The following is a 26,228-nucleotide window of genomic DNA, read 5'->3' on the forward strand; positions in this document are numbered from 1 at the left end:
GCCGCGGCCGGCGGGCCGCCCGGCCCGGCAGGCGGCCGTGACCCTCAGCCGCCCCACGGCGCCTGCCACGTCACCGTCGTGACCGGATCGCCGGTCATACGGCGGGCCCGGCCCGGCTCAGGCGGCGAGCGGGTCCAGGACCAGCGGCTCGATGCTGCCCTCCAGCATGGCGCCCAGGCCCTGCGCCACGCAGATGTCGGGCCGCTCGGCGATGTGCACCGGCATCCGGGTGGCCTGCCGCAGCATCTCGTCGAACCCGGGCAGCAGCGCCGAGCCGCCGACCATCATGATCCCGCGGTCGGCGAGGTCGGCCACCAGGTCGGGCGGGCAGTCGCGCAGCACCTCGCCGATGCCGTCCAGGACAGCCGTCAGCGGGGTCTGGATCGCGTCGCGCACGGCGGCGGTGTCCACGCGCACACTGCGCGCCAGGCCCGTCGCCACGTCCCGGCCGTGGATCTCGGTCGACGCCGGGCCGTGCGGGGTCAGGCCGTTTCCGGACAGGGCCAGCTGGAGCGGCCGTACCGCCTGGCTGGGCAGCATCAGTTCGTGCTCGTGCCGCAGATGCTGCACGATCGCGTGGTCCACGGCCTCGCCGCCCACCGGGATTCGCTCGGCGGCGACGATGGAGCCCAGCGAGAGCACCGCGACCTGGGTGGCCGCCGCCCCGCACACCATGACCATGGTGGCCTCGGGCCGCTCCACCGGCAGCCCGCACCCCACGGCGGCGGCGATCAGCGTGTCCACCAGCTCGACCCGCCGGGCCCCCAGCCCGACCAGCGTCTCGATCGTCGCCCGGCGGGCCAGCGGATCGGCGTCGTGCGGCGCGCAGGCCGCCGCCCGCAGCCGGGGCTTGCGGCGCAGGGCCCGGCGCATCTTGTCGCCGAGCAGGTGCCGCAGCATCCGCTGCGCCATCTCGATGTCGACCACCGTGCCACCGGAGATGGGCCGTACGACCCGGATGTAGTCCGGGGTACGCCCCGTCATCTTCTCCGCGAACTCGCCCACGGCGATGAGCGCGCCGGTACGGGTGTTCACGGCCGCCACCGAGGGCTGATCGACGACGAGACCGGAGCCCTTCACATACACCCGGGTACGGGCCGCGCCCAGGTCGACGGCGAAATGGCAGCGGCGCAACTGCTCCAGGCTGACGGTCACGGCGATCCTCCCGAGTGCCCAGTCCTTGAGCCCGCCTGATCGGCGGGCTCACTGGCATCCTGCGCGGGGCCGGAAGCGGGCGCCTTTCCTGGGCGGCCGGGCGGGGCGCCGCTGAACGGGCGTATTTCCGGCCCGTCCCGGTGTGTCGGCCGCGTCAGAGGGAGCGGGCGGCCTCCAGCAGCGGTTCGAGGGACGACACGGTGATCTCGCTGCCGCCCTCGCGCAGGCCGCGGCGCCCGGCCGCGGTGGGGGCGTAGCCGACGAAGCGGAGGCCGAGCTGCTGGGCGGCGGTCAGTTCGGCCACCGAGGAGCTGACCAGCACCGCGGAGCGGGCCGGTGTGCCGACGGCGTCCAGGGCCCGCCGCAGGCAGTCGGGGTGGGGCATCAGCAGGGCGAGGTCGTGGCTGCGGCCGTGGACACCCGCGAGGGGCAGGCGATAGGGCTCCAGGTAGCGGCGGACCGCCTCGGGGCCGGCGTCCGTCACCACGCTGACCCGGCGACCGGACCCGTGCAGGGCCCGGACGAGCGCGAGCGAGCGGTGGGTCGTGGGTGCGTCCGGTACGGCGTCCAGTTCGAGGGCGTCGAGGCGCGCCCGCAGCGTCGGGCCGAGCCGGTCCTGGGCGAAGGCCCGCAGCAGGTCCAGCGGATGCACGAACACCTCCCGGCCGGCCGCGCTCGCGCGGGGCAGCGGCCGGCCCGCCAACACCTCCTCCGGAGGGCGGTGCTCGACCACCAGGGACAGCAGCTCGCGCACGGCCTCGCGGGCCCGTTGCGCCGAAAAGAGCCGGGCGAGGGGACCGTCGAAGCCGATCAGGACCGTCTCGGCGTCGCCGAGGAGGGCCGCCAGCCGCCGGCGTGACGGTGCCGGCCGCTCCGGATCCGGCAGGGGCCTGCCCTCCGGGGCCAGCCACACGCTGTACGACACGGCCAGCCCCGGCACCGGCCAGCTGCGCACCGCCGTGTTCACCTGCCGCTGGGCCGCGCCCGCCCGGCGCAGCGGATGACGTCGGGTCAGCCGGGTGGCCGCCGCGCGCAGATGCTCCAGCAGGACCCCGGCGACGCCGCTGGTCTCACCGCGGACGAAGGCGACCGGGTCGACGACGTGCCAGGACAGCTCCACCACGGCGGTGAACGCGCCCGGGCCGGAGCTGGGCAGCGACACCGTGTGCCGGGCCTGGTGCGGGGTGAGGTCGACCGAGTAGTACGTCTCCGGGCGGGGCGGGCGGGAGCCGTAGGGCTGGACCGGGTCGAGCAGGGTGAGCGGGCCGTCGGGCAGCGTGTGGACGACGGCCGTACGGCCCGGGGTGGGCAGGCCCAGCTCGCGCAGGTCACGGCTGATGAAGGGACCCTGGACCAGGTCCCGTTCCCCCGGCTCGGCGGCGGCCGGCACGAGGACGCAGTACCAGGCGACCGGCGGGGTGTCCGGGGCGTCGTCCCGATAGAGCGGCCGGAAGCGCACGGAGCCCTGCGCGGCGGAGCTGGCGGCGAACTCGTCGTACAGCGCGGGCGGTACGACGACCATCACCTCCGCGGCGGCCTCCGGCGGCCCGGCGGGCGGCCGTCCGAAGGTCACCCGCAGACGCGGCGGATCGGCCAGCCGGGCCCGCGCGTGGGGGAGTTCGCGCAGGACGGCGACCAGGACGGGCAGCAGGAAGACGCCGGGTTCGGTGCGCACCCGGTAGCCGTCCGGGCGGACGTCCACCCGGTACCGGCGCGGGCTGAGCGCGCCGCGCGCGAGGATCTCGTGCACGGCGGCTTCGAGGGTGATGCGGGCTTCGGGGCGGCAGCTGAGTTCCTCGGCCGTGAAGTGGATCTCGGTCCGGCCGACGGGGAGTTCGACTCCGGCCTCGACCTCGGCCTCGGTTTCGGCCCCGGTTTCGGCCCCGATCCGGGCCTCGGTTCCGGCCGCTGCTTCGGCTTCGGTCCTGATCTCGGCCCCGGTTTCGGGTTCAGCCCCGGCTTCGGCCGCTGCTTCGGCTTCGGTCCCGAGCTCGGCGTCCGTTTCGGGCGCTGCTTCGGCGTGGGTCCCGATCTGGGCCTCAGTCCCGATCTCGGCTCCTGCTTCTGCCGCCGTTTCGGCTTCGGTCTCGACTTCGGCTTCGGTCTCGGCCTCTGCTTCGGCCTTGGCTTCGGTCTCCGCCAGGCCGGCCCGGAGCCGTCGCACGCTGTCCTCGCTGACCGTGGCGAACGGATCGCCCTCCACGGCCGTCCCCGTGCCCCGGGGAGCCGGGACCGACGCCTGGAACTCGCCCGGTGCCCGGCCCGCCCTCCGGTCGATGAACTCGCCGATGCGGCCGAGGAGTTCGCCGGTGCGGTGGCGGGCGGTGCGTGGCAGGCCGAGCAGGAGCAGCTCGCGTACGCCGTCCCGGAAGGCGTAGGCGCCCGGCGGGCCGCCCGGGACGGTGGTGAGCATGCCGCTGAGGATGACCTCGGCCAGGTGCTGCGGGCGTGGATCGGGTTCCACGGCGGCCTGCACCAGGCGCATGACCGGCAGGTCGGGGCGGCCCACCGCGAGATGGCCGGCCAGCCGGAACGCCTCGGGCGACGCGGTCGCCCGGAACCGCAGGACCAGCTCCTCGGCGGACAGCAGACCGACGTCCGTACGGTCCTCGGAGTTCGCCGGCAGCGGACGGCCCAACCGGGCCACCGCGGCCGGGACTTCCGCACCGCCCGGCGTCGTCAGCAGCGCGGCCCAGTGCGCCAGCCAGCGCGGCTCCGGCTCCAGCACGGGCAGCGGGACCACACCGCGGGCATCCTGTCGCTCGTCCTGCTCGTAGGGCGTGAACGCGAGCGACGCCGTCGGGGCCGCCGGGTGCGGGGCGGACAGCCGGCCGGCAGCGGCGGGCAGCGCCGTGTCCCGCCACAGGTGCTCGGGGAGCGGCTGAACGACGGCCAGGGGCATCCGGCGCGCCCAGCGGTGCAGGGTGGCGTACCACAGCGTCCCGGCGGGGCCCTGCCGCCACTGCGGGCCCATGCAGTCGCTGATCAGCAGGGTGACGGTACGGCCGTCGGCGGGCGCGTGCGCGTCGGGGCCGCGCACGGTGCCGTCGGCCTCGGCTCGGTACAGCACGACCGTGCGGAACGCGCCCGACTGGGCCAGCACCGTGTGCAGTTCGCGGACCAGGGGGCGCCAGACCGGCATGGTGGGACCGGCGTCGTACACCAGGTGCAGGCGCAGCCAGCGCTCCCGTGCCGGCCGCAGCACGGGCAGCCACCACTCGGGGTCGGCGCCCAGGCGGGCGATGCGGTCGGCGGTCGCCCGCTCGTCCAGCTCGTGGCCCACGGGAGCCTCGACGCGGCGGGCCAGCGGGCGCAGCGAGCGCTGCAACGCGAGCGGGTGGCGCAGCATCGGGGGCGCCGGCGCGAGGAGGGTGGCGTGGGACCGGTCCGCCGCCGGGGCGGGGCGGCGGGAGGGAAGGTGCAGCGGGACCCGGGCGGGCGGCCCGGGCGCCCGGGCCGGTTCCGGCTCCTGTGTCTCCCGCCGGGGCGGTGGCTGGTCCGGGGGCGGTGGCTGGTGCGGCGGGGCCGGCTCCCCGGTGGGCCGGTCGTCGGCGGACTGGCCTTCGGCGGCTTCCGGGCCGGGGGCATCGGGACCGGGGACACCTGGGCCGTCGGGCGTCATGTGCCGGGCCAGCCAGAGCAGTTCGGCCAGTTCCAGCGGGGTCGGGCGGTCCCCTTGGGCCGCCTGGGCCAGGACGTCGGCCAGGCGGACCAGGGGGTCCGGGGAGCCGGGGTGCTCAGAAGACATCGGACCGGGCGGTCTGCCCCAGGTACGGCATCAGCTGTTCGGCCAGCCGGTCCAGGGAGTCGGCGTCCAGGTCGGCGGAGCGGGCCAGGTAGATCGCGTTGAGGAGCTGGTCGGTGGCCAGGTCGCCGACACCCGCCCGGGACAGGAAGCGGTCGATCAGGGTCCGCGCGTAGGCGTCGGGTTCGCCCAGATGGGCGCGGACGATCTCGGCGAGGTGCCGGTCGTCCGGCTGCCGCAGATGCAGCGTGACACAGCGGCGCAGGAAGGCGGGCGGGAACTCGCGCTCGCCGTTGCTGGTGAGGACGACGAAGGGGAAGGCCCGGCAGCGGACCCGGCCGCGGGCCACCGGGACCCGCTCGTCGGTGCCGTCGGCCAGCACCTCGGCGATGCCGTCCGGCGCGAGCCGGGAGGCGCGCACCAGTTCCGGGATCTCGTACTGGCCCTCCTCCAGCACGTTCAGCAGGTCGTTGGGCAGGTCGAGGTCGCTCTTGTCGATCTCGTCGATGAGCAGCGCGCGGGGGCGGGCGTACGGCAGCAGGGCGGTGCCGAGCGGGCCCAGGCGCAGATGGTGCTCGATGCCCGACCCGTCGGCCGTGCCCTCCGTCCCCGCCGTCCCCTCCGCCCGGTCCGTCCCCTCCGCCCGGTCCGTCCGGTCCGGCCGGTCGGTCCGGGCGGCCTCCTGCCGGGCCGCGTACAGCCGCGAGAGCGGGTCGTACTGGTAGAGGCCGTCGTGCAGCGAGCTGCGGCTGGTGATGTTCCAGCGCAGGACCGGGCCGAGCCGCAGCTCACGCGCGACCGCGTACACGAGCGAGGACTTGCCGGTGCCGGGCGGGCCGGTGACCAGCAGCGGACGGCGCAGATACAGGGCCGCGTTGACCAGCTGGACCGTCTCCTCGGTGGCCTGGTACGTCTCGGCGCGGTGGGCGCGGTCCGGGGAGACGGCGGCGGCGTCCGCGGCCGCGTCCGGCGCCGGGAGCGCCGGCCCGCCGTCGAAGGCCCGCCAGGGCGGCGGCGGGGGCAGCTGGGTGATGCCGTCGTGCGGCTCGTTCGTGCCGGTGTAGACGGGCCACAGGGGCATGGGCTTCTTCTCCGGGGGACGGTCGGTCGTGCGGTCGGTCAGGCGACGGGCGAGTGCAGGCTCGCGGTGGTCTCGGGGAAGCACCGTGGATCGTCCCAGAGCAGCTGGAGGTCTCTCGCCCAGTGCCGCTCCGGCTCGTCGTCGGCGTCCGCGGTCAGGCGCAACGACAGGATGTGCCGCGGGAGTTCGGCGGGCGGGACGCCGGCGACCGAGGCGGTGAGCTGGTCGAGGAAAGCGCTGCCGGGACAGGGCGGATCCTGTGCCGAGGTGCCGGGGCAGGACGCGTCCGTGTGCGCGGCGCAGGGAGCGCCGGTCCGGGACCACAGCAGGACCGGTACGGGCACGGTGAGACCGACTTCGAAGTGCTGCCGTGCCGCGGCCGGCGGGGCCGCGAAGCCGGCCAGCCCGGCGTCGCCGTCCCACAGCCGCTTGCGCAGACTCGGCGGCCGCTCCCGCGTGCCGCACTCGACGCGGTGCACTTCGACGCCGCCTCCGGAGTCCAGCTTCTGCCACTTCTTGCGCAGCTGGTGGCGGAGCCGGCCACTGTGGTGACGCGCGCGGTCGGCCACCACCAGGGGATAGGCGCAGCCGAGCGGCGTGCTGTCGTCCGCGCCGCACTCCCAGTGCGCCACCGCCTCGTTGAGCCACTCGCGCGGCAGGACGAACGTCACCAGCTCGTCGGCGTCCGGGGCGAGCTGGGCGACCGCGTCGTCGATGCGGCTCTGGACGTAGGCCCGGACAGCGGTGCGCGGCAGCCGGCGCGCGCCCACCGGCCGTCGGTGGCCGTCGCGGTACGCGGACACCTCCACGGTGACCTGGTCGGGACCGGCGCCACTGTGATCGATCTCGACCACGACCGGGGACCAGGCCGGGGCTGCCGGCACCGCCGGGGCGTCCGGCACGCCCGGCACGTCCGGTGCCGCCGGGGACCGTAACGCCGCTTCCCCGTCCAGCAGTTCGCCGAGCCGGTCGGCGAACCGGCTCACCGCGTCATGGTCCGGGACCTCCCACTGCACATACGCGGCAGCCGCCCACAGGGAGGGGAAGCCGCCCGGCGGCAGGGGCGGCCCGAAGGCGCCCACCGCGTCCACGTACAGCCGGTTGGGGTCGCCGGGGTGGCCAGCGCCTGCCGCGGCCCGCCGCAGCAGGGCGTACAGCCGCCGGCGGGCGTCGTCCCGGTGGCCGGGCGTGGGCACCAGCTCGCCCAGCTCGGGCCAGTACCGGGCCATCACGTCCAGCGGCAGCATCCGGCCCTTGCGCACGTCCGGCGAGCCCGCGGCCGCGGTGACCATGCCGGCCACCCTGCCGTCCGGCAGCGTCGCCGCCGCCCCGCTGAAACCGGCCACGAGCGGCTGTCCGTGCCCCTGCCACGCCACCAGCTCCAGCCACTCGTCGGCGATCAACTGGCCGGATACGGCCTGGTATTCGGCGAGCGTGCCCTCGTCGTAGCCCTCGGGGAAGCCGTACGCGATCAGCTTGGGGTACGGCTCGGTGTACGCGGCGTCGGGCGGTGCGAAGCCGGCCGGGGCGAGCGGGACGGCACGCTCCAGTTCGAGTACGGCCACATCGCCGGGGTGGGTGGCTTCACCCGCCCAGCCGCCGTGGGCCACGACCGACGCGGACAGCTCGCCCAGCTCCCGGGCGTGCGGGAAGCTGACGGTCACCGCTGCCCGGTCGCTCCACCGGACGACATGCGCACAGGTGAGCACCCGGCGGCCGGTGACCAGGAAACCGGCCCCCACCTCGTTGCCGCAGGCGATCCGGGCGTGCCAGGCAGAGCTGCTCCTCACCGGTCGGTGGACCCCGGATCCGGCGAGGTCCGGTCCCGCGCGGTCCGGCCCTGCGCCGTCTGGTCCGGCGCGGTCTGGCCCGGCACGGTCCGGGCCGGCGCGGCCTGCCCCGGCGCGGCCTGCCCCGGCGCGGCCGGCTCCGGCTGCTGTTCCGGGGACCAGCTGAGCTTGACGACCAGGTGGCCCTCCGTCGATCCCTTCGCGATGACGGCACCGGCCTCCGCGGACAGCCGCACGCCGAACTCGATCTCCACCGCATCGGGGCGCAGGCTCCCGTCCCGGAAGACCCGCAACGCGGCCGCCGCGGCCGCCCGTACGCCGTCCAGCGCCCCCTCGAAGGTGCGCGCGGCCTGCGCCGGTCCGTCACCCCGCGAGACGAGGCGGGCACCGGACCTGGTGACCACATCCTCCACCACGACGAGCGCGCCGTCCTCGGTCCTGAACTCCACCCATCCGTCCATGGCGCCGGCGGCTCCCCCGTCGTATCTGACTCGTGACCAACTCCCATGTTACGCACCGTGCTTCGGGTGTCACATCCTCGAACACATGTGGCGGAACCCGTGCCGCGCCGGCGAGAACCCGACACTGCGCCAACCCGCCACCTCCGGCCGGCCCCGGTGCCCGCTGCTCCGCCCGACACTCGTCGCAGCACTCGACGCGCTCCACCCACACGAGAAGAGGCGTGGATGACCAGAGCACGAGGAGCAGGCAGACGCGGTACGGCCGTGCTGGCGGTGGCACTGGTGAGCGCCCTGCTGCCGGGCGGCCCGGCGGTCGCCCGGCAGCAGACCCCGGCCCCGCCCACCGCGCGGAGCACCACCGGCACCCCCACCACCGTCACCCTCGTCACCGGCGACAAGGTGACCGTCACCGACCTCGGCCACGGCAGGAAGACGGTCACCGTGCGGCGGCCGCGCGGGGCCACCGGCGCCGTCCGGACCCAGTCGGGCAACGGTCACCTCACCGTCGTACCGGACGAGGCGCTGCCGTATCTGCGCGCCGGTACGCTGGACCGGCGGCTGTTCGACGTCGGCGCGCTGATCCGGCAGGGGCTCGCCGACACCGAGACCGACGCGCTGCCGCTGATCGTGACCTACGCCCGGCACGCGCGGGCCGCCGTCCCGGCCGGCGCCCAGCGGACCCGCATCCTGGCCGGCCTGCACGGGGCGGCGCTGAAGGCGGACAGGGGCCGCACCTTCTGGCGGTCCTTCACCCGGACGCCCGGCATCGGCAGGGTGTGGCTGGACGGGCGGGTGCGGGCCGGCCTGGCCGAGAGCAACGCCCAGATCGGCACCGGGGCGGCCTGGGACGCGGGACTGACCGGCAAGGGCGTCACCGTCGCGGTCCTGGACACCGGCGCCGACCTCGGCCACCCCGACCTCCAGGACCGGGTCGGCACCGCGAAGAGCTTCGTCGAGGGGCAGGAGGTCGCCGACCGCAACGGGCACGGCACCCATGTCACCTCCACCGTCGGCGGCAGCGGCGCCGCCTCCGACGGCAAGGAGAAGGGGGTGGCACCCGGCGCGACGCTCGCCGTCGGCAAGGTGCTCGGCGACCAGGGCTCCGGCAGCGAGTCCCAGATCATCGCCGGGATGGAGTGGGCCGCACGGGACGTGCACGCCCGGATCGTCTCCATGAGCCTCGGCACGACGGAGCCCAGCGACGGCACCGACCCCATGGCCCAGGCGGTGAACACCCTCTCCCGGGAGACCGGCGCGCTGTTCGTCGTCGCCGCCGGCAACACCGGCGCCCCCTCCTCCATCGGCTCGCCCGGTGCCGCCGACGCGGCCCTCACCGTCGGCGCGGTGGACTCCGCCGACCGGGCGGCCGCCTTCACCTCCGCCGGACCCCGCTACGGCGACAACGCCCTGAAGCCCGACCTCGCCGCCCCCGGCGTCGACATCCTCGCCGCGCGCTCCCGACTCGTGCCCGGCACCGGCGACTACACCCCCATGAGCGGTACGTCCATGGCGACCCCCCAGGTCGCCGGGGCCGCCGCGCTGCTCGCCGAGGAGCACCCGGACTGGACCGGCGCCCAGCTGAAGGACGCGCTGATGTCCGGCGCGAAGCAACTCGACGACTCCGCCTATGTGCTGGGCGCGGGCCGGCTCAGCGTGCCGGACGCGGTGCACGCGACGGTCACCGCCACCGGCAGCGCCGACCTCGGCTTCCACAGCTGGCCGTACGAGGACGACAAGCCGGTCACCCGCACCCTCACCTACACCAACCGGTCCGACAGCCCGGTCGAGGTGCGGCTGTCGGTGCGGGGCGCGCCGGACGGCGTCGCCACCCTCGGCCGGGACACCCTCACCGTCCCCGCCCACGGCACCGCCTCCACCACCGTCACCAGCGACGCGTCCAAGGCGCCGGTGGGCCGGACGAGCGGGCGGATCGTGGCCGCCGACCCGGCCGGCGGCACGCTCGCGCACACCGTGTTCGGGCTGGTCAAGGAGGAGGAGCGGGACACGCTCACCGTCCACGTCAAGGACCGCGCGGGCGCCCCCGCCGCCGCCGACCTCACCCTCCAGCGGCTCGCCGCGGACGCGGACGCCCAGCCCGCCCACGTCGGCGCCTCGGGCACCCTCCGGCTGCGCCTCGCGCCCGGCACCTACTCCCTCGCCTCCTTCCTCGACGTGCCCGGCAGCCACGGCGCCGACTCCCTCGGCCTCGGCTTCCTCGCGGCCCCGGAGATCACGCTCGACCGCGACCGGGACGTCACCCTGGACGGCCGCGGACTGCGGGAGATCAGCGCGCACGTGCACCGGCGCACCGAGAACCGCCAGCTCGTCATGGAGTACGACCGGCAGGCGAACGGAGCCGACCTGTTCGGTGCCGTGCAGGTGCCCCTCGCCTACGACAGCGTCTTCGCCGCGCCCACGCCCGAGGTCGCCCAGGGCACCTTCGCGTACCGGACCGTGTGGCGGCTGGCCAAGCCGCTGCTGGAGGTCGAGGGGGTGGACGAGGCCACCGTCCAGCCGGGCGGCACGCTCATCGAGGGCCGCACCCGCCTGCCGCTGGTCGACGTGGGCGGCGGACCCGTCACCGGAGCCGCCGGCAAGGCGGTGCTCGCGCATCTCGCCGCCGGCGCCGACCCCGCCGCGCTCGCGCGGGCCGCGCAGGACGCGGGCGCCCGGGCCTTGTTCGTCACGGACGACGCTCCCGGCCGGCTGATGGCCTGGTGGGGCACGGACGACAACACCGACCGGCCGCTCCAGATCGCCACGGTCGACCACGCGGACGCGGCACGCCTCAGGGCGGCCGGCCGGGTCGACATGACCGGCACCCCCGACTCCCCGTACGTGTACGACCTTTCCGAGGGCCACCGGGGCGCCGTCCCCGACCGGGACCTCACCTACGCCCCCGGCCGCCGCGAACTCGCCGCCGTCCGCGTCAGGTTCCACGCCGCACAGCCGGGAAGCGGCGGCGAGTTCCGCTACTCGATCGCCGACGCCTTCCCGATCGGCCTCGGCTTCCAGGAACGCGTCTCGCTGCCCGCCGAGCGCACCGACTACGTCTCCACCGGTCCCGGCCGGCTCTGGCACGAGACGGTCACGACCGCCGACGGCGCGCTGGAGGAGCGGAGCGGGCTGGTGCGGTACGACGGCGGGACGCGGCCGGAACTGAACTGGTTCCGCCCGGTGTGGCACCCCTGGCTGGGCACCGGACTCGGCTGGGGCCAGCAGCGCGCCGGGAACCGGATCCAGCTGAACACGCCCGGCTGGGGCGACTCCGGGCCCGACCACACCGGCTTCGGCGACGTGTGGAGCGACGGCAGCGGGATGAGCCAGAGCACCGCCGTGTATCTGGACGGCACACTCGTCGACCAGGGCACCGGCTCCGCCGGCCACGTCTGGGACGCGCCCGCCGACGAGCACACCTACAAGGTCGTCACCGACACCGCCCTGGACGCCGGGCGCTGGCCGGTCGCCACCCGGGGCCACACCGAGTGGACCTTCCGGTCCGCGGCCACCCCGGAGGACCGCTGGACCTGCCTGCCGCTCATCAACCTCGCCTTCGACATCCCGACCGACCTCGCCGGCCGGGTGCGCGGCGGGCACCGGACCCGGGTGGGGCTCGCCGCCGTGTACGTGGCAGGGGCGGTCGGCACCGGGGCCCTCGGCGGCGGCCGCCTGGAGGTGTCCTACGACGACGGTGCCGGCTGGCGGACGGTCCCGCTGACCGGTGGCCTGAGCGCCTCCTGGCACGGCACGCTGAGCGTGCCCCGCGGCGCCGCCCACGTCTCCCTGCGGGCCTCGGCCCACGACGACCGGGGCGGCTCGGTGATCCAGGAGATCGTCCGGGCGGTGGCGGTGAGATGAGCTACGGCCGGGGGTGGTCCACGATACCCCGGACCACCCCCAGCTCCACCAGGTCCTGCGGCCGGATGCGCAGCTGCCCCGCGGTCGCCGCCACCTCCTGCGGCGGGCGTTTCAGGATGGCCGCGGCGAGTTCCGGGGCGATCACCGAGAAGTAACCGTCCGGCGTGATCCAGGTGTTGCCGGGCGCGGCGAGTGCGAGGGCGCCGCCGGAGCCGCCCTCGCCGATGACGAGGGTGGTGACCGGCACGCGGGCGGCGGCCACCGCGCCGAACACCTCGGCGATCGCCGCGCCGACGCCCTGCCGCTCCGCCTCCGCGTCGTTCGCGGCGCCCGGGGTGTCCACCAGCGTGAGCACGGGGATGCCGAGCCGGTCCGCCAGCCGGATCAGCCGGGCGGCGGTGCGGTACCCGGCGGGGCGGGCCGCCGTCCCGGTCTGCGCCGCGTAGGCCACGGTACGGCCGTCCCGCTCACCGAACCCGCACAGCATCCCGTCGGGATCGGTACCGCCGCACCGGTCGCCGCTGACGGCCGTCCGGTAGCTGAAGTAGGCGTCCAGACAGGCGTCCGCCCGTGGCCGCCCGGCGGAGCGGGCACGTCGGACGGCATCGATCCCGGTGCCGGGCAACACGCTGTCACCGAGCGCGGCGGGGACGGGCGCGGGTTCGCCCGGCTGCCCTGTCGTCCCCCGGGACAGCAGCCGTAGCCACCGGCCCAGCGTGTCCCGCAGCTCCTCCGGTGGGACCACCGCGTCCGCCGAGCCCGCCGACACCTGGGCCTCGGCCGTATAGGCCGCCGGGTCGGCGTCGGGCGGGCGGACCCGGGAGCCGGCGAAGCCCACCTGGGCGCCGGGCAGGGCCAGGATCACGTCCGCGCCGGCGCCGAGCGTGGCCCAGCCGCCACCGGTCGTCGGGTCCCGCAGCACCGCGATCTGGGCCAGCCCGGCCTCCCTGGTGCGGGCGGACGCGCGGGCCACCCGCTGGAGCTGGGTCAGCGCGAGCATGCCCTCCTGCATGCGGCTGCCGCCGGTCGCGATCAGCGGCACGACCGGGAGCCGGTGTTCCCGGGCATGGCCGTACGCCGCCTCCAGCCGGTCCCCGGTGCGTTCGCCCAGCGAACCGCCCAGGAAGCCGAACTCGAAGGCGATCAGCACCGCCAGGGTGCCCTGGACGCTCGCGGTGCCGCAGACGACCGACTCCCGCTCGCCGGTGCGGTCGGCGGCCCGGGCGCGGGAGGCGTCGTAGCCCTGCCAGCCGAGCGGGCCGTCCGGCTGCGACTCCCGTGGCGGGGCGGGCAGTTCGCGGAACGTGTCCGGGTCCGTGACCAGCGCCAGGATCTCCCGCGCCGAGAGCCGGTCAGGCATCGGGCAGGGCCCGCTTCATGATCTTCCCCATGTCGTTGCGCGGGAGCGCCTTCAGGTGGCGGACGACCCGGGGGCGCTTGTGCGGGGCCAGCCGCCGGGCCACATGGTCCGCCAACTCCTCGGCGCCCGGCGGGTTTTCCGGGTCCGCCGGGACGATCCAGGCCACGATCCGCTCGCCGAGGTCGGCGTCCGGCTCTCCGGTGACCGCCGCCTCGCGAACCCCCGGGTGCTCCAGCAGTGCGTTCTCGATCTCCCCGGCCCCGATCTTGTAACCGCCGCTCTTGATCAGGTCGGTGGCCTTGCGCCCGACGATCCGCACATACCCGTCCGGCTCCCGCACGGCCATGTCGCCGGTGCGGAACCAGCCGTCGGCGGTGAACGCGGCGGCGGTGGCGTCGGGCCGGTTCAGATACCCGGTGAACAGGTTCGGGCCGCGCACCTGGATCTCGCCGACGCTCTCCCCGTCGTACGCGGTGATCTCCGTGCCGTCCTCCTCCACCAGCCGCAGCTCCACGCCCGGCAGCGGCACGCCGACCGTGCCGGCCCGGGCCTCCTCGTCGGCACGCACGCCGGGCCGGGGGTCCGGGGGTGTCCACCGTGATGAGCACAGCATGAGCGTCTCCGTCATGCCGTACCGCTCGATCACGCGCCGCCCGGTGGCCGCCGCGATCCGCTCGTGGTCATGGACGGGCAGCGCGGCCGAACCCGAGACCAGCAGCCGGGCCCGTGCGAGCGCCTTCGCCAGCTCCGGGTCGTCCGGCAGGGCCTCGGCGATGCGGTGGTACATCGTCGGCACCCCGAACATCATGGTCGCGCCGTCGTTCAGCTCGCGGGTCACGCCCTCGGTGCCGAAGCGGCCCAGGTGCCGGACGCAGCCGCCGCGCCGCAGCGGTCCGAGGACGCCCAGCACCAGGCCGTGCACATGGAACAGCGGCAGCCCGTGCACCAGCACATCGTCGCCGGTCCACTGCCAGGCGTCGGCGAGCGCGTCCAGCGTGGTGGCGAGGGCCCGGCGGGGGAGGACGGCGCCCTTGGGCGGGCCGGTGGTGCCGGAGGTGTAGACGATCAGCGCCGGGTCGCCGTCCGCGGCCCGCTCCTCGGGCACGCTGCCCCGGCCGGACGCGTCGACATCGATCCGTGTCATGTCACCGAACACGGCGGGCAGTTCGGCGCCGGGCGCGGCGAGGACGAGCGACGGCGCGCTGTCGGCCAGGATGTGCGCCAGCTCCTTCTCGCCCGACTTCGGGTTGAGCGGCACCGCGGCCACCCCGGCGAGCAGCGTGCCGGTCACCGCGACGGCGGTCTCCAGCTCCGCGGTTGCCCACACGGCGACCCGGCGGGCGTCCCGGACCCGGGCGGCGACCGCGCCCGCGGCACCCGCGAGTTCGCCGTACGTCAGGGTCCGTGGCCCGAACCGCAGGGCGACCCGCTCGCCCGGACCGTCCGTCAGGGCGGGAAAGAGAGAGGACACGCGGCGCTCCTTGGCTGTCGGAAGAGCTGTCGGGGGACGACGGCACAATTATCCGACCGAGACGGGTGGCCCGGTGGGCGAAACGACGTCAGCGACGACACAGCTCACTGTCCGGGCACCTCGCGCTTCTCGCCGTCCGCCACCGGTGCCGGGGCGTCCCCGAAGGGGAAGGTCAAATGAGGTGTTCCGGTTCATCGGTGCTTGTTAGCCTCGCAGCCGCACGCCCATCGAACCGTCGTACGACAGGGAGCCCGCCGTGCCCCGCATCGCCCTCGCCACCTACGACCCCGGAGCCGAGCCGAGCAAGGACGCCGATCTGCCGGTGCTGGTGCGGGCGCTCACGGACGCCGGTGCCGAGGCGGAGGCCCGGTACTGGGACGACCCGGAGGTGGACTGGGGCGGCTACGACCTCGTCGTCATCCGCTCGACCTGGGACTACAGCTGGCGGGCCGCCGAGTTCACGGCCTGGGTGGAGCGGGTCGGCGCCGCGACCCGGCTCGCCAACCCGGCCCCCGTGGTGCGCTGGAACGCCGACAAGCGCTACCTCGGACAGCTGGCGGCGGCCGGCGTGCCCACCGTACCCACCCGCTACCTGGCGCCCGGCGAGCCGGCCGACCTGCCTGCCGGCCACGAGTTCGTGATCAAGCCGACCTCGGGCGCGGGCGCCCGGTTCGCCGCCCGCTACACACCCGCCGAACACGACACGGCGGTACGGCAGCTCGCGCGGATGCACGCGGAGGGCCTCACCGCGATGCTCCAGCCGTACCTGCCGGGGATAGACGTGACCGGGGAGCGGGCGCTTCAGTTCTTCGGCGGCCGGCTGCTGCACGCCAGCCGCAAGGGGGCGGTACTGGCGCCCGGCACCCCGTACGACGCCGACAAGGTCGCCCACCCCCGCCTGGAGCGCTGGCAGCCCACGGACGCCGAACTCGCCGTCGCCGACAAGGCGTTGGCGGCCGTGCCCGGCAGCTCCGGGCTGTTGTACGCGCGCGTGGACCTGGTGGACGGCGACGACGGCGAGCCCCGCCTGATGGAACTGGAACTGGTGGAGCCGAACCTGTTCCTGTGGCTGCACCCGGACTCGCTGCCGCAGGTGACGAAGGCGATCCTGACGGCGGCCCAGGACCTGGCCTAGCGTGTTTCGGCCAGTCGCCGGTTGACGCCGTGGCTCCTGGACGGGCGACGGCCCCCGGCTCAGGCTGGTGTTGTTACCGACGCATGTGACGTATTGGGGGTTCTGGTGAACAAGGTATGGCTGGTGACCGGAGCGACCAGTGGCTTCGGGCGGGAGATCGCCGAGGCGGCCGTCGCCGCAGGCGACGTGGTGATCGGCGCGGCCCGCCGTCCGGAGGCCCTGGACGATCTGGTGGCCGCCCACCCCGGGCGGGTGGAGGCGCTGCGCCTGGACGTGACGGACACAGCCGCCCTCGGCGCGGCCGTACGGGACGTCGTGGCCCGGCACGGCCGGATCGACGTGCTGGTCAACAACGCGGGCCGCACGCACGTCGGCGCGGTCGAGGAGACCACCGACGCCGAGCTGCGGGAGCTGTTCGACCTGCATGTCTTCGGGCCGGTGGCGCTCGTGCGGGCGGTGCTGCCGCACATGCGGGAGCGGCGCTCGGGCGCGATCGTGCAGATGAGCAGCATGGGCGGGCAGATGTCCTTCGCGGGCTTCGGCGCCTACAGCGGCACGAAGTTCGCGCTGGAGGGCATCTCCGAGGCGCTCGCGGACGAGGTGGCGGAGTTCGGCATCAAGGTGCTGATCGTGGAGCCGGGCGCGTTCCGGACCTCCCTGTTCGGCGCCGGCCGGGCCGGGCTCAGCCCCGACAGCGGGGTGTACGCCAAGGTGAGCGAGACCCGTGGGTTCGTCTCCGGCGGCGACGGCACCCAGCCCGGCGACCCGGCCAAGGCGGCGGCCCTGATCCTGGCCGCGCTGGAGGCCGAGGAGACCCCGCTGCGGCTGCCGCTCGGCGACGACGGGGTGAACGCGGTCCTCGGCCATCTCGACCAGGTCCGCGCGGAGGTGACCGCGTGGGAGAAGCAGACGCGGGCGACCGGGTTCGACACCCCGTAGGGCTCAGCCGACGGTCGCCGTCCGCTGGAGCAGGCCCCAGGTGAACTCGGCGACCACCTCGTGCCGTACGCCGTCCCGGTCCGGGGCGGTGAAGGCCAGCCCCCACCGGGTGGGGGCCGTGCCCTCCAGCGGCCGGGCGGGGGCGAAGGCGCGGGCGGCCTCGTCGACCGTGCAGGACCAGGGGGCCAGATCCTCCAGGGTGCGCAGGCGCGGCGCCGGGGCGCCCGGCGCCCGGACCAGCCACGCGTTCCACACCCCGCCGTCGGGCCCGACCAGCGCCTCGAAGCGCAGGTCGGGCCAGAGCGGCAGGGCCCACCGGCGCGTCTCGCAGTCGGCATCGCCGAGGCGGCGCGGCTCGACCGACTCCGGCTCGCCGAGGACGGAGCCGTACCGGGCGGCCGCGGCCCGGGCCCGGGGCGAGCGGACCATCGCCTGCCACCGCTTGTTGGCCTCGCGCATGTCGGCGACCGACGCGCCGAGCCGCCGCCGGGCGTCCTCCACGAGGTCCGGGTTGTGGTCGGCCATCCGGCGCAGCAGCACCAGCTGGAAGTCGAGATGCATGGCATCCATGGTGCCCGGCGGCTCCCGACCCATTGCCGGGGCACCTCCGCATGACTAGCCTGTGTTCGTCATGCCGATCGCCTGTTGATATCTCGAACGTCTTCTTCGACGACCGCCGATATCGTGCACAGGCGCTTACCCAAGGGAGGGGGCCGGACGTGGGACGCCTCGTGCCTGCCGTGACCCGGGCTCTCGACATTCTGGAGCTGTTCCTCGACGGGGACGGGACGCTCTCCGCCCCCGACATCGTGCGCAAGCTCCAGCTGCCGCGCACCACCGTGCACGAGCTGGTCACCACGCTCGCCGCACGGTCGTACATCGTGCCGGTGCCCGGACAGCCCGGACGGTACCGGCTCGGCGTACGCCCGTACCAGCTCGGCAGCCGCTACGCCGAGCAGCTCGACCTCGCCGCGGAGGGCCAGCAGGTGGCCCGCTCGGTCGCCGAGACCTGCGACGAGACGGTCCACGTGGCCATCCTGGAGGACACCGACGTCATCTACATCGCCAAGGTCGACTCCACGCACGCGGTCCGCATGGTCTCCGCCGCCGGCCGCCGGCTGCCCGCCCACTGCACCTCGGTCGGCAAGATGCTGCTGGCCGCGCTGCCGGAGCCGGAGCTGGCCGCGCGGATCCCGGACGGCACCGAGCTGGCCGCGATGACCCCGAACAGCATCACCGATCCGGCCACCCTGCGCGCTGCCCTGGCCGAGATCCGGCAGCGGGGCATCGCGTTGGAGAACCGCGAGTCCAACCCGGACGTCTCCTGCGTGGCCGCGCCGGTCCGCGACCGCACCGGCCAGATCGTGGCCGCGCTGTCCATCTCCGTCCCGATGATCCGCTGGAGCGAGGAGCGCCGGGCCGAGCTGGAGCAGCTGGCCGCGAAGGGCGCGGCGGAGCTGTCGGAGCGGCTGGGCCACCGGAGCGCGGTATGACGGCGTACGAGGTCGCGGTACGGGCCGAGGCGACGCTCGGCGAGGGCCCGACCTGGGACCCGGCGACGGGCCGGCTCGTCTGGCTGGACATCCTGGGCATGCGCATCCACACGTACGACCCCGCGTCCGGCCGCCGCACGGTCCGTACGACGGGGCAGCACGTCGGCGCGGCCAAGCCCCGCGCGGCCGGCGGCCTGGTGCTGAACCTGCGGGACGGCGTCGGTCTGCTGGACCCCGACGACACGTTCCGCTGGCTGCACCACGAGCCGGTCGCGGGCCGCCGCGCGAACGATGCCGCGGTGGCGCCCGATGGCTCCCTCTGGGCGGGCACGATGCGCTACGACGAGGCGACGGGCGGCGGCACGCTGTCCCGGCTGACCGGGGACGGCTCCGTGCGGACGGTCCTGTCCGACGTCACGGTCAGCAACGGCACCGGCTGGAGCCCCGACGGCAGCCTCATGTACTACGTCGACACCCCGACCTGCCGGGTGGACGTCTTCGATCACGATGCCGACGGCGTCCACAACCGGCGCCCGCTGGTGGAGATCGAGGAGGGCGCGGGTTTCCCGGACGGCCTGACGGTCGACGCGGAGGGCTGTGTGTGGGTGGCCCTGTGGGACGGGGGAGCGGTACGCCGCTACACGCCCGCCGGTGAGCTGGACCGGGTGATCACCCTGCCGGCCCCGCGGACGACGGCCTGCGCGTTCGGCGGCGCCGACCTGACCGACCTGTACATCACCACCGCCCGCACGGGCCTCACGGCGCCCCACCCCGTCGCCGGCTCACTGCTGGTCGTACCGGGAGCCGGAAAGGGCCTGCCCCAACCGGCGTTCGCGGGCTGATCGAGGTACGGAGTCCGCTCACCCGCACCGGCGGGGTGCCGCTGCGCCCACCCGTGCCGCCCCAGCGGCACGACCGCCCGCAGCTGGGGGGTGGCCCCGTGAGGGGCGCGGGGAACTGCGCGAGCGGCCACGCACTGCCCATAGCTGGGGGGTGGCTCCGTGAGGGGCGCGGGGAACTGCGCGAGCGGCCACGACGAACCCGCACCCGGCGGACGGCCCCCGCCATCCCCGCGCGCCCTGCAACCCCCGCCCCGCACCCGGCGGACGGCCCCCGCCACCCCCTACGCGCCCCTACAACCCCACCGCCTTCTTCTCCTCCACGGTCAACGGCGGAGCCGCGAGCGGCGGCTTCAGCGGTCCCACCACCGCGGCCGCCAGCACGCTCGGCGCCAGCAGCGCCTGCGCCCCCCGCTCCAGCGCCGTCACGTCGGTGACCCGGCGGGCGATGCGGCCGTTGCCCGTGGCGGTGTACAGCAGGCGGCCGACGTAGGCGGACAGCAGCCGGTCCCGCAGGGTGGGGCCGGCCTCCGTCGCGCCGGGGTAGAAGACGTCCGCCCCGATCGCGAGGTCCCAGGCCGCCCGCACCGTCCGGCCCACCGCCTTCTGCACCTCCCGGGACAGACCGGGCGCGCCGAACCCATGACGCCCTGTCACCTCCCGGAGGGCGAGCGCCGAGCGGGCCGCGACCGCCATCCCGTGCCCGTACAAAGGGTTCAGCGCGCACACCGCGTCGCCCAGGACCACGAAGTTCTCCGGCCACGCCGGCATCCGCTCGAAGAAGTGGCGCCGGTTCGCCGTCGTGCGCGTGACCGCGATCCCGCCCAGCGGCTCCGCGTCCCCGCCCAGCAGCTCCCCGATCAGCGGATGCCGTAGCTCCTCGCGGGCGTACCGCTCGAACTCCTCGCCGGTGCAGGGCGGTTCGCCGCTCCGGCCGCCGAACAGCGTGACGATCCACCGGCCGTCCTCCACCGGCATCAGCACGCCCCCGCGGCCGGTCCCCGTACCCCGCGGATCGGGTTCGATGGTGACGATCGGGAAGCCGGCCCGCGCCGGCTCCGGCGCCCGGTACAGCCGGCTCGCGTACACCAGCCCCGAGTCGACCTCCCGCCGCTCGACGGCCGGCAGCCCGAGTCCGGTCAGCCAGCGGGCCGCCCGGGAGCCTCTGCCCGTGGCGTCCACGACCAGGCCGGCCGTCAGCGTGCGCTCGGTGTCGTCGTGCATACGGACGCGCACGCCGGTCACCGCTCTGCCCGTACCCGTGAGGCCGGTCGCCTCGGCGCCCTCGACCAGCTCGATCCGCTCGTCATCCAGCACCAGTTGCCGTACCACCCAGTCCAGCAGGTCCCGGCTGGCGGGCAGCATGAAAGCGGACTCGGCCCAGCGCCGGTACCAGCCGTACGGGGACAGCGCCACCATGTCCGTGGTCACCGGCACCCGGTTCACCCCCGCCGCGCGCAGCCGCCCGATCGCCCCGGGCAGCAGCTCCTCCAGCGCCCGCGCCCCGCCCGACCACAGCTGGTGCACATGCCGGGCCTGCGGCAGTCCCTTGCGCGGCTCCGGCCCACCGGGCAGCGCGTCCCGCTCGACCACGGTGACCCGGGCTCCGCCGGCGGCCAGGGCACGGGCCGCGAGCAGGCCGGCGAGGGAGCCGCCGAGGACGACGGCGGTCGATCTGTGCTCACTCATGAACGGCGACGCTCTCTGCTGGGGCGGCTGGGAGGGCCGCACGCGAGCGGACGGCCTCGATGTCGTCGGGACGGCGGAGCGCTCGGGAGACGGCCCCGATCTCCCGGAGCAGGTCCGTGGTGTCGGGCCCGGCGGCCTGCTCGGCCGGTTCCGGGGTGCGGGCCCTGGTCTCGATGGCGTCGAGAATGCTCACCGCGGCCGCCAGCGCCCGGGCCCGCTCGGGCGGGTGGCCGAGTGCGAGCGCGGCGTCGTACGAGCGGGCGCCGAGGCCGGTGTCGATGTGCCGGGCCAGCGGCAGCAGCACGTCCCGGATGAACGTCTCGCGCCGGGTGAGCCGCAGCTCGGGCGTGGCGCGCAGCACGAACGGCACGCCCTCACCGCTCGCGCCGCGCATCAGCTGGTACAGCGGCCGCAGTTCGCGGTGGGCGAGCCGGACCCGCCAGCGGTCGTGCAGATACTGGCCGGCGTGCGGCAGGATGAAGCCGACCGCGATGAGGATGGCGGAGAGGGCGGCGACGGGCGGCGCGAGGTTGGTGCTCAGCCAGTCCAGGTCCCGCCCGCACCAGCGCGCGGTGACGGCGGTCAGCTTGATCCCGTCGAAGATCAGGTTCAGTACGTAGCCGGCGCCCAGCAGCTTCAGGCCCCAGCGCAGCCAGGCGTCCAGGCCCTCGGTGCGCACCCAGTTCCAGATGAGCCGCGAGGTGATCAGGCAGGCCACGGCGTGCGCGACGAGGTAGAGCAGGATCTCCTCGCGCATGAACGGCGTGCCGGCGTAGTAGGTGTCCAGGTCCCGCAGCCGCTCCTCGGGGGCGTCGGCGAGCAGGAACAGCACCCACAGGGCGATGATCACCCCGGAGTACACCGAGACCACCCAGCGCATCGCGCGCCGGGTGGCGGCCGAGCGGTCGGACAGCCCGTTGCGCCAGGTGATGATCAGCAGCAGACAGGACCCGCAGAACGCGGTGATCAGCGAATAGCACCAGGGCGCCGAGATGTTGGGCACGCCGGTGAGCCGGTTGACCCGGGCGATGGTGGACGGGGTGCAGAACACGAACACCGCGCAGGCGAGCAGCAGCAGCCCGCCGACCGCACGCAGCAGCGGGTCCCGCCACAGCCGGATGATCGTCGGCAGCTTGATCACCAGAGCGGCGGTGAGCACGGCGGTCGGGATCCAGAAGGAGATGTAGAACTCGCTGAGAAACCCGGAGGGATTCAGCGCCAGCACAGTCACCGAGCGGTTCCCCCGTGTGTGGACGTTCGGTTCGCCTGCTCACGCCCCCGGTACCCGAGAGACCGCTGCACAGGATCCGGCGGGGGATGCGGGGTCCCGGAGAGGTGGTTGCGGAACAGGGTGGCCAGGCGGTGGCCGAAGTCGTCTGCCTCGGCCTCCTCCGTTTCCCGGGAGCCGTCGCGGGCGGCCACGGTCAGGGCCGCCTCCCGCCAGCAGGGCCGTTCGGCGAGGGCGCGGGCCGCCTCGGCCCCGGCCAGGTGGTGGTGCCGGTGCCCGGCGTGCAGGTGCCACAACTCGTGGCCCAGGATGACCAGTTGCTGCACCGCCTCGGCTCGCTCCTCCACGATGACCACGTCGAAGTCGGCGAACTCCACCCACAGTCCGGTGACTTCGATCTCGTCCGGGAACCTCTCGAACCGCAGCTTCAGCGGCCGCCCGTCGCGCAGCGCGCTCATCTCCTCGCACAGCGCCCGGCACAACTCCCGTACGCCCTTCGGGGGCTCGGGCCGGCTGCGGACGGCGGCGGCGAGTTCGCCGGCCAGGGAGCGCATCGCCCCGCCGGAACGGAGGCCGCGCAGCCGCGTGGCGAGCCGTGCAGCTCGCTGTCGCGCGCCCGCGATGCTCATCGGTCTCCCTTCTCACCGCCGGTGTGCGGCTGGTCCGAGCGTACGCGCCTGGATGTGTCCGCGTCATGTGATCCGCCGACCGTCGTTCAAGGCCGAACGAGCCGTGAGCTTTGTGCAACCCATTGACGCGCGCGCACTTCGAATCTACGGTCCCGTTCGAAGTTACGGGCAGCATTCGGAATGTCGAACGTGGGGGCACGGTATGGCACAACCTGGCCTGAGTCGCAGGCACCTTCTGGCCGCGGCGGGCGGACTGGCGGTGGCCGGCAGCTTCGGCTTCGCGGCACTCGGCGCCGGCGCGGACGCACTCGCCTCCAACGCCCGTACCCGGGTGCGCTACTGGAACCTCTTCAGCGGCGGCGACGGCTCCAACATGATCGCGATGCTGGACGGCTTCCGGGACACCCACCCCGGCATCGCGGTGAAGGACTCCACCCTCCAGTGGGGCAACCCCTTCTACACCAAACTCGCCATGGCGGCCGCCGGCAACCGCGCACCCGACCTCGGCGTCATGCACATGGGCCGGGTCACCGGCTTCGCGCCCGGCCGCCTCCTCGACCCCTGGGACGTCGGCCTGCTCGCCAAGTACGGAGTACGGGAGCAGGACTACAACCCCAAGCTGTGGCAGCGCGGCATCATCGACGGCAAGCTCTACGCCCTCCCGCTCGACATCCACGTCCAGCTCTGCTTCTACCGCAAGGACGTGCTGAAGAAGGCGGGGCTGCTCGGCGACAACGGCCGGATCGTGCCCGTGACGTCCACCGACGAGTGGTTCGACGTGCTGAAGGAGGCCAGGAAGGCGACCAGGAAGGGCCTCCAGACCCTCGGCTTCTGGCACAACGACCAGAACTTCCAGTGGTGGTTCTTCGTCGCCTTCTACACCCAGCTCGGCGGCACCTGGTTCAACGACGCCGACACCGAGGTCACCTTCGACACCGACAAGGCCACTCGGGTCCTGGAGTTCCTGCGCCGGCACATCACCGACGGCTACGCCGACCCCGGCTTCGGGGGTGGCGCGGGCGCCGAACAGTTCGTCAACGGCTCCCCCTTCGCCTGGGAGGGCAACTGGTCGGTGCCGGTCTTCTCCGGAGCGAAGCTCGACTACGGCGCGATCCCGCTGCCACCCGTCTTCGGCAAGCAGGCCACCCACGCCGAGTCGCACGCGTTCGTCCTGCCCCACCAGTCCGACCGCGGCGGCGCCGCGAACGAGGCCGCCCACCAACTCGCCGCCTACGTCGTCCGGCACGCCCGGCAGTGGGCGGCCGGCGGCCACATCCCCGCCTACACACCCACCCTGTCCACGCCCGCCTACCGGAGGCTGGACCCGCAGAACGAGTACGTCTCCGCCATGAACCACCAGGCCACCGAGCCGAAGGTGTGGTTCGCGGGTTCCACCGGCATCCTCGCCCAGCGCGTCGGTCCCATCGTCGTCTCCTCGACGATGGGCTCCGCCAAGCCCGATGCCGTCGCCCGCCGGATGAAGAGCGAGCTCACCACGCTGCTCGCCATGAAGAACCCCATGGACGGCAGGACCGCCGCAGAAGGAGGTGCGGTCGCATGACGGCGACCAGCGCCCAGACCATCGCCGCACCCGCACGCACCAGGACCGCCGCGGACAGCGCCACTCTCCGCCGCAAGCAGGGCTTCCAGCACGGCGGCTGGTTCGTCGCCCCGTTCCTCGCCCTGTTCACCCTCTTCGTGATCTGGCCGCTGCTGCGCGGCGTCTACCTCAGCTTCACGGACGCCAACATCACCGGCGAGGGCGCGAGCTTCATCGGCCTCGACAACTACCGCGAGGCCCTCAAGGACCCCCTGATGTGGGACGCGCTCGGCCACAGCGCGTACTTCACGCTCCTGGTCGTGCCCTGCATCACGGTCCTCGCCTTCCTCCTCGCGATGCTCGCCCACCACATCGAGCGCGGCAAATGGCTGTGGCGGCTGTGCTTCTTCGCCCCGTTCCTGCTGCCCTCCACCGTCGCGGGCAATCTCTGGCAGTGGCTGTTCAACCCCGGCACGGGCATGATCAACCACGTCTTCGGCCTCGACACCCCGTGGCTGACCGACAAGTCGTACGCCATGCTCGCCATCGTCATCGAGACCCTGTGGTGGACGGTCGGCTTCAGCTTCCTGCTCTACCTCGCCGCGCTCCAGGGCATCCCCGACCACCTCTACGAGGCCGCCAAGCTGGACGGCGCGAACGCCTGGCACCGCATGGTGCACATCACCCTGCCGATGCTGCGCAACATCACCGGCCTCGTCATCGCCCTCCAGATCCTGCTCTCGCTCCAGATCTTCGACCAGGCCGTCGTGATGATGGACTTCGGCCCCGGCCCGGAGAACTCGACCCGCACGTTCGTCCAGTACACCCTCGAAGAGGGCTTCACGAGCTACCGCGTGGGCTACGCCTCCGCGATCTCCGTCATCTTCTTCGTGATCATCGCGGCCGTCGCCCTCGTGAGGATGTGGCTGCTGCGCAACCGTGAGGAGGCAGCCCGATGAGCATGGCCGCACCGCCGCGCAAGGCGTGGACCCCCAGTCAGATCATCCTCACCCTCCTCGGTGCGGCCGTCTCGGTCGTGTTCCTCGCTCCGTTCGCCTGGGGTCTGTTCACCTCCCTCAAGTCCGAGACCGAGGCTGTCGAGGTGCCTCCGCACTGGCTGCCGAAGGACTGGACGGGCCAGGCGTGGAAGGCCCTGTTCGACACCGGCAACATCACCGACTGGTTCGTGAACTCCCTGGTCGTCTCCGTCTGCGTGACGTCCGTCGTGCTGCTCGTGAGCGCACTCGCCGGATACGGCTTCGCCCGCACCGAGTTCCGCGGCAAGAGCGCCCTGATGGCCGTGGTCATGGCGGGCCTGATGATCTCCCCGGCGGTCCTCGGTGTGCCCCTGTTCACCACGGTCCAGCAGATGGGGATGGTCGACACCTACTGGGGCATGATCCTGCCGCAGTGCGCGCCCGCCGCGATGGTCTACATCCTCTACAAGTTCTTCCAGGGCATCCCGCGCGAGCTGGAGGAAGCGGCCTTCATCGACGGCGCCGGCCGCTGGCGGGTCTTCTTCACCATCGTGGTCCCGCTGGCCCGCCCCTCCCTCGCGGCGGTCGGCATCTTCACCTTCATCGCCTCGTGGAACAACTTCCTGTGGCCGTACATGGTCACCAACAACCCCGACCTGATGACCATGCCGAACGGCATCGCGACCGTCATGAACTCCTACGGCATCCAGTGGGCCCAGCTCATGGCCGGCGGTCTCATGGCGGGCCTGCCGCTGATCGTCGTCTTCGTCTTCTTCCAGCGGCAGATCGTGGCGGGCGTCGCCCACACGGGCCTGGCCGGACAGTGACAGGGAGCAAG

The 26,228-nt window shown here is 74.2% G+C and carries 19 protein-coding genes; 8 read left to right on the forward strand and 11 right to left on the reverse strand.

Annotated features, from left to right (window positions below; all coding sequences use genetic code 11):
* Window positions 1–117 precede the first annotated feature (117 nt).
* The 5 genes from ACZ7DL_RS11010 to ACZ7DL_RS11030 all read right to left on the reverse strand — a co-directional run bounded on the left by ACZ7DL_RS11010 (window position 118) and on the right by ACZ7DL_RS11030 (window position 8,232).
* Window positions 118–1,155, reverse strand: a complete 1,038-nt coding sequence (locus ACZ7DL_RS11010) for a rod shape-determining protein (protein WP_470773269.1) — start codon at window positions 1,153–1,155, stop codon at window positions 118–120.
* A 154-nt stretch (window positions 1,156–1,309) separates the two neighbouring features.
* Complete coding sequence (locus ACZ7DL_RS11015) at window positions 1,310–4,903, reverse strand: SAV_2336 N-terminal domain-related protein (protein ID WP_470773271.1); 3,594 nt, start codon at window positions 4,901–4,903, stop codon at window positions 1,310–1,312.
* Window positions 4,893–5,981 carry an AAA family ATPase gene (locus ACZ7DL_RS11020; protein ID WP_470773273.1) on the reverse strand — a complete coding sequence of 363 codons (1,089 nt, stop codon included), beginning with the start codon at window positions 5,979–5,981 and terminating at the stop codon, window positions 4,893–4,895. The genes ACZ7DL_RS11015 and ACZ7DL_RS11020 overlap by 11 nt, the downstream gene beginning before the upstream one ends.
* Window positions 5,982–6,019: 38 nt before the next feature.
* Window positions 6,020–7,771 (reverse strand): VMAP-C domain-containing protein, encoded by a 1,752-nt coding sequence (locus ACZ7DL_RS11025; RefSeq protein WP_470773274.1) that lies wholly within the window; start codon window positions 7,769–7,771, stop codon window positions 6,020–6,022.
* A complete protein-coding gene (locus tag ACZ7DL_RS11030; RefSeq protein WP_470773275.1) occupies window positions 7,768–8,232 on the reverse strand; it encodes a CU044_2847 family protein in 465 nt (154 codons plus the stop codon). Before ACZ7DL_RS11030 ends, ACZ7DL_RS11025 begins: the two co-directional genes overlap by 4 nt.
* A gap of 225 nt (window positions 8,233–8,457) precedes the next feature.
* On the opposite strand from ACZ7DL_RS11030, the gene ACZ7DL_RS11035 reads away from it, so the two are divergent.
* Window positions 8,458–12,090: a S8 family serine peptidase gene (locus ACZ7DL_RS11035; protein WP_470773277.1), complete on the forward strand. Its 3,633-nt coding sequence runs from the start codon at window positions 8,458–8,460 to the stop codon at window positions 12,088–12,090.
* Window position 12,091: 1 nt separating this feature from the next.
* Here the strand turns inward: ACZ7DL_RS11035 and ACZ7DL_RS11040 are convergent, their stop codons facing one another.
* Together ACZ7DL_RS11040 and ACZ7DL_RS11045 are read right to left on the reverse strand one after the other, a co-directional pair.
* Complete coding sequence (locus ACZ7DL_RS11040) at window positions 12,092–13,450, reverse strand: carboxyl transferase domain-containing protein (protein WP_470773278.1); 1,359 nt, start codon at window positions 13,448–13,450, stop codon at window positions 12,092–12,094.
* On the reverse strand, window positions 13,443–14,921 hold the full coding sequence (locus ACZ7DL_RS11045; RefSeq protein ID WP_470773279.1) for an acyl-CoA synthetase: 1,479 nt from the start codon (window positions 14,919–14,921) through the stop codon (window positions 13,443–13,445). The genes ACZ7DL_RS11040 and ACZ7DL_RS11045 overlap by 8 nt, the downstream gene beginning before the upstream one ends.
* A gap of 256 nt (window positions 14,922–15,177) precedes the next feature.
* On the opposite strand from ACZ7DL_RS11045, the gene ACZ7DL_RS11050 reads away from it, so the two are divergent.
* Together ACZ7DL_RS11050 and ACZ7DL_RS11055 are read left to right on the forward strand one after the other, a co-directional pair.
* Entirely contained in the window at window positions 15,178–16,056 is an 879-nt protein-coding gene (locus tag ACZ7DL_RS11050; RefSeq protein WP_470773280.1) for an ATP-grasp domain-containing protein, read from the forward strand.
* Between the two features lie 105 nt (window positions 16,057–16,161).
* On the forward strand, window positions 16,162–16,995 hold the full coding sequence (locus ACZ7DL_RS11055; RefSeq protein WP_470773281.1) for an oxidoreductase: 834 nt from the start codon (window positions 16,162–16,164) through the stop codon (window positions 16,993–16,995).
* A gap of 3 nt (window positions 16,996–16,998) precedes the next feature.
* Here ACZ7DL_RS11055 and ACZ7DL_RS11060 read toward each other — a convergent pair whose 3' ends face one another.
* Window positions 16,999–17,556, reverse strand: a complete 558-nt coding sequence (locus ACZ7DL_RS11060) for a hypothetical protein (RefSeq protein ID WP_470773283.1) — start codon at window positions 17,554–17,556, stop codon at window positions 16,999–17,001.
* Between the two features lie 158 nt (window positions 17,557–17,714).
* Here ACZ7DL_RS11060 and ACZ7DL_RS11065 point away from each other — a divergent pair, with 158 nt between their 5' ends.
* Window positions 17,715–18,488 carry an IclR family transcriptional regulator gene (locus ACZ7DL_RS11065; protein ID WP_470773284.1) on the forward strand — a complete coding sequence of 258 codons (774 nt, stop codon included), beginning with the start codon at window positions 17,715–17,717 and terminating at the stop codon, window positions 18,486–18,488.
* Entirely contained in the window at window positions 18,485–19,330 is an 846-nt protein-coding gene (locus ACZ7DL_RS11070) for an SMP-30/gluconolactonase/LRE family protein (protein ID WP_470773285.1), read from the forward strand. Before ACZ7DL_RS11065 ends, ACZ7DL_RS11070 begins: the two co-directional genes overlap by 4 nt.
* Before the next feature lie 291 nt (window positions 19,331–19,621).
* Here ACZ7DL_RS11070 and ACZ7DL_RS11075 read toward each other — a convergent pair whose 3' ends face one another.
* From ACZ7DL_RS11075 to ACZ7DL_RS11085, 3 genes are read right to left on the reverse strand one after another with little or no spacing between them, the layout of a single operon-like run.
* Window positions 19,622–21,016 carry an NAD(P)/FAD-dependent oxidoreductase gene (locus tag ACZ7DL_RS11075; RefSeq protein ID WP_470773286.1) on the reverse strand — a complete coding sequence of 465 codons (1,395 nt, stop codon included), beginning with the start codon at window positions 21,014–21,016 and terminating at the stop codon, window positions 19,622–19,624.
* Window positions 21,009–22,247, reverse strand: a complete 1,239-nt coding sequence (locus ACZ7DL_RS11080; protein ID WP_470773287.1) for an MAB_1171c family putative transporter — start codon at window positions 22,245–22,247, stop codon at window positions 21,009–21,011. Before ACZ7DL_RS11080 ends, ACZ7DL_RS11075 begins: the two co-directional genes overlap by 8 nt.
* The gene (locus ACZ7DL_RS11085; RefSeq protein WP_470773288.1) at window positions 22,244–22,873 is read right to left on the reverse strand and encodes a toxin-antitoxin system, toxin component family protein; all 630 of its coding nucleotides are present in this window, start codon (window positions 22,871–22,873) and stop codon (window positions 22,244–22,246) included. Before ACZ7DL_RS11085 ends, ACZ7DL_RS11080 begins: the two co-directional genes overlap by 4 nt.
* 202 nt (window positions 22,874–23,075) lie before the next feature.
* On the opposite strand from ACZ7DL_RS11085, the gene ACZ7DL_RS11090 reads away from it, so the two are divergent.
* Genes ACZ7DL_RS11090 through ACZ7DL_RS11100 form a run of 3 tightly spaced genes read left to right on the forward strand, consistent with a single transcriptional unit; the run spans window position 23,076 to window position 26,217 of the window.
* Window positions 23,076–24,434 carry an extracellular solute-binding protein gene (locus ACZ7DL_RS11090; RefSeq protein ID WP_470773290.1) on the forward strand — a complete coding sequence of 453 codons (1,359 nt, stop codon included), beginning with the start codon at window positions 23,076–23,078 and terminating at the stop codon, window positions 24,432–24,434.
* On the forward strand, window positions 24,431–25,372 hold the full coding sequence (locus ACZ7DL_RS11095; protein WP_470773291.1) for a carbohydrate ABC transporter permease: 942 nt from the start codon (window positions 24,431–24,433) through the stop codon (window positions 25,370–25,372). The genes ACZ7DL_RS11090 and ACZ7DL_RS11095 overlap by 4 nt, the downstream gene beginning before the upstream one ends.
* Window positions 25,369–26,217 (forward strand): carbohydrate ABC transporter permease, encoded by an 849-nt coding sequence (locus ACZ7DL_RS11100; protein ID WP_470773292.1) that lies wholly within the window; start codon window positions 25,369–25,371, stop codon window positions 26,215–26,217. Before ACZ7DL_RS11095 ends, ACZ7DL_RS11100 begins: the two co-directional genes overlap by 4 nt.
* Window positions 26,218–26,228 lie beyond the last annotated feature (11 nt).

This window comes from Streptomyces sp. NPDC036984 (assembly GCF_055607665.1).

Bases quoted from the DNA above. Each gene is read 5' to 3' on its own strand.
- ACZ7DL_RS11020 (WP_470773273.1), bottom strand. From the start codon at position 5,981: ATGCCCCTGTGGCCCGTCTACACCGGCACGAACGAGCCGCACGACGGC.
- ACZ7DL_RS11040 (WP_470773278.1), bottom strand. From the start codon at position 13,450: ATGCCTGACCGGCTCTCGGCGCGGGAGATCCTGGCGCTGGTCACGGAC.
- ACZ7DL_RS11085 (WP_470773288.1), bottom strand. From the start codon at position 22,873: ATGAGCATCGCGGGCGCGCGACAGCGAGCTGCACGGCTCGCCACGCGG.
- ACZ7DL_RS11100 (WP_470773292.1), top strand. From the start codon at position 25,369: ATGAGCATGGCCGCACCGCCGCGCAAGGCGTGGACCCCCAGTCAGATC.
- ACZ7DL_RS11075 (WP_470773286.1), bottom strand. From the start codon at position 21,016: ATGAGTGAGCACAGATCGACCGCCGTCGTCCTCGGCGGCTCCCTCGCC.
- ACZ7DL_RS11015 (WP_470773271.1), bottom strand. From the start codon at position 4,903: ATGTCTTCTGAGCACCCCGGCTCCCCGGACCCCCTGGTCCGCCTGGCC.
- ACZ7DL_RS11060 (WP_470773283.1), bottom strand. From the start codon at position 17,556: ATGCATCTCGACTTCCAGCTGGTGCTGCTGCGCCGGATGGCCGACCAC.
- ACZ7DL_RS11035 (WP_470773277.1), top strand. From the start codon at position 8,458: ATGACCAGAGCACGAGGAGCAGGCAGACGCGGTACGGCCGTGCTGGCG.
- ACZ7DL_RS11090 (WP_470773290.1), top strand. From the start codon at position 23,076: ATGGCACAACCTGGCCTGAGTCGCAGGCACCTTCTGGCCGCGGCGGGC.
- ACZ7DL_RS11070 (WP_470773285.1), top strand. From the start codon at position 18,485: ATGACGGCGTACGAGGTCGCGGTACGGGCCGAGGCGACGCTCGGCGAG.
- ACZ7DL_RS11030 (WP_470773275.1), bottom strand. From the start codon at position 8,232: ATGGACGGATGGGTGGAGTTCAGGACCGAGGACGGCGCGCTCGTCGTG.
- ACZ7DL_RS11095 (WP_470773291.1), top strand. From the start codon at position 24,431: ATGACGGCGACCAGCGCCCAGACCATCGCCGCACCCGCACGCACCAGG.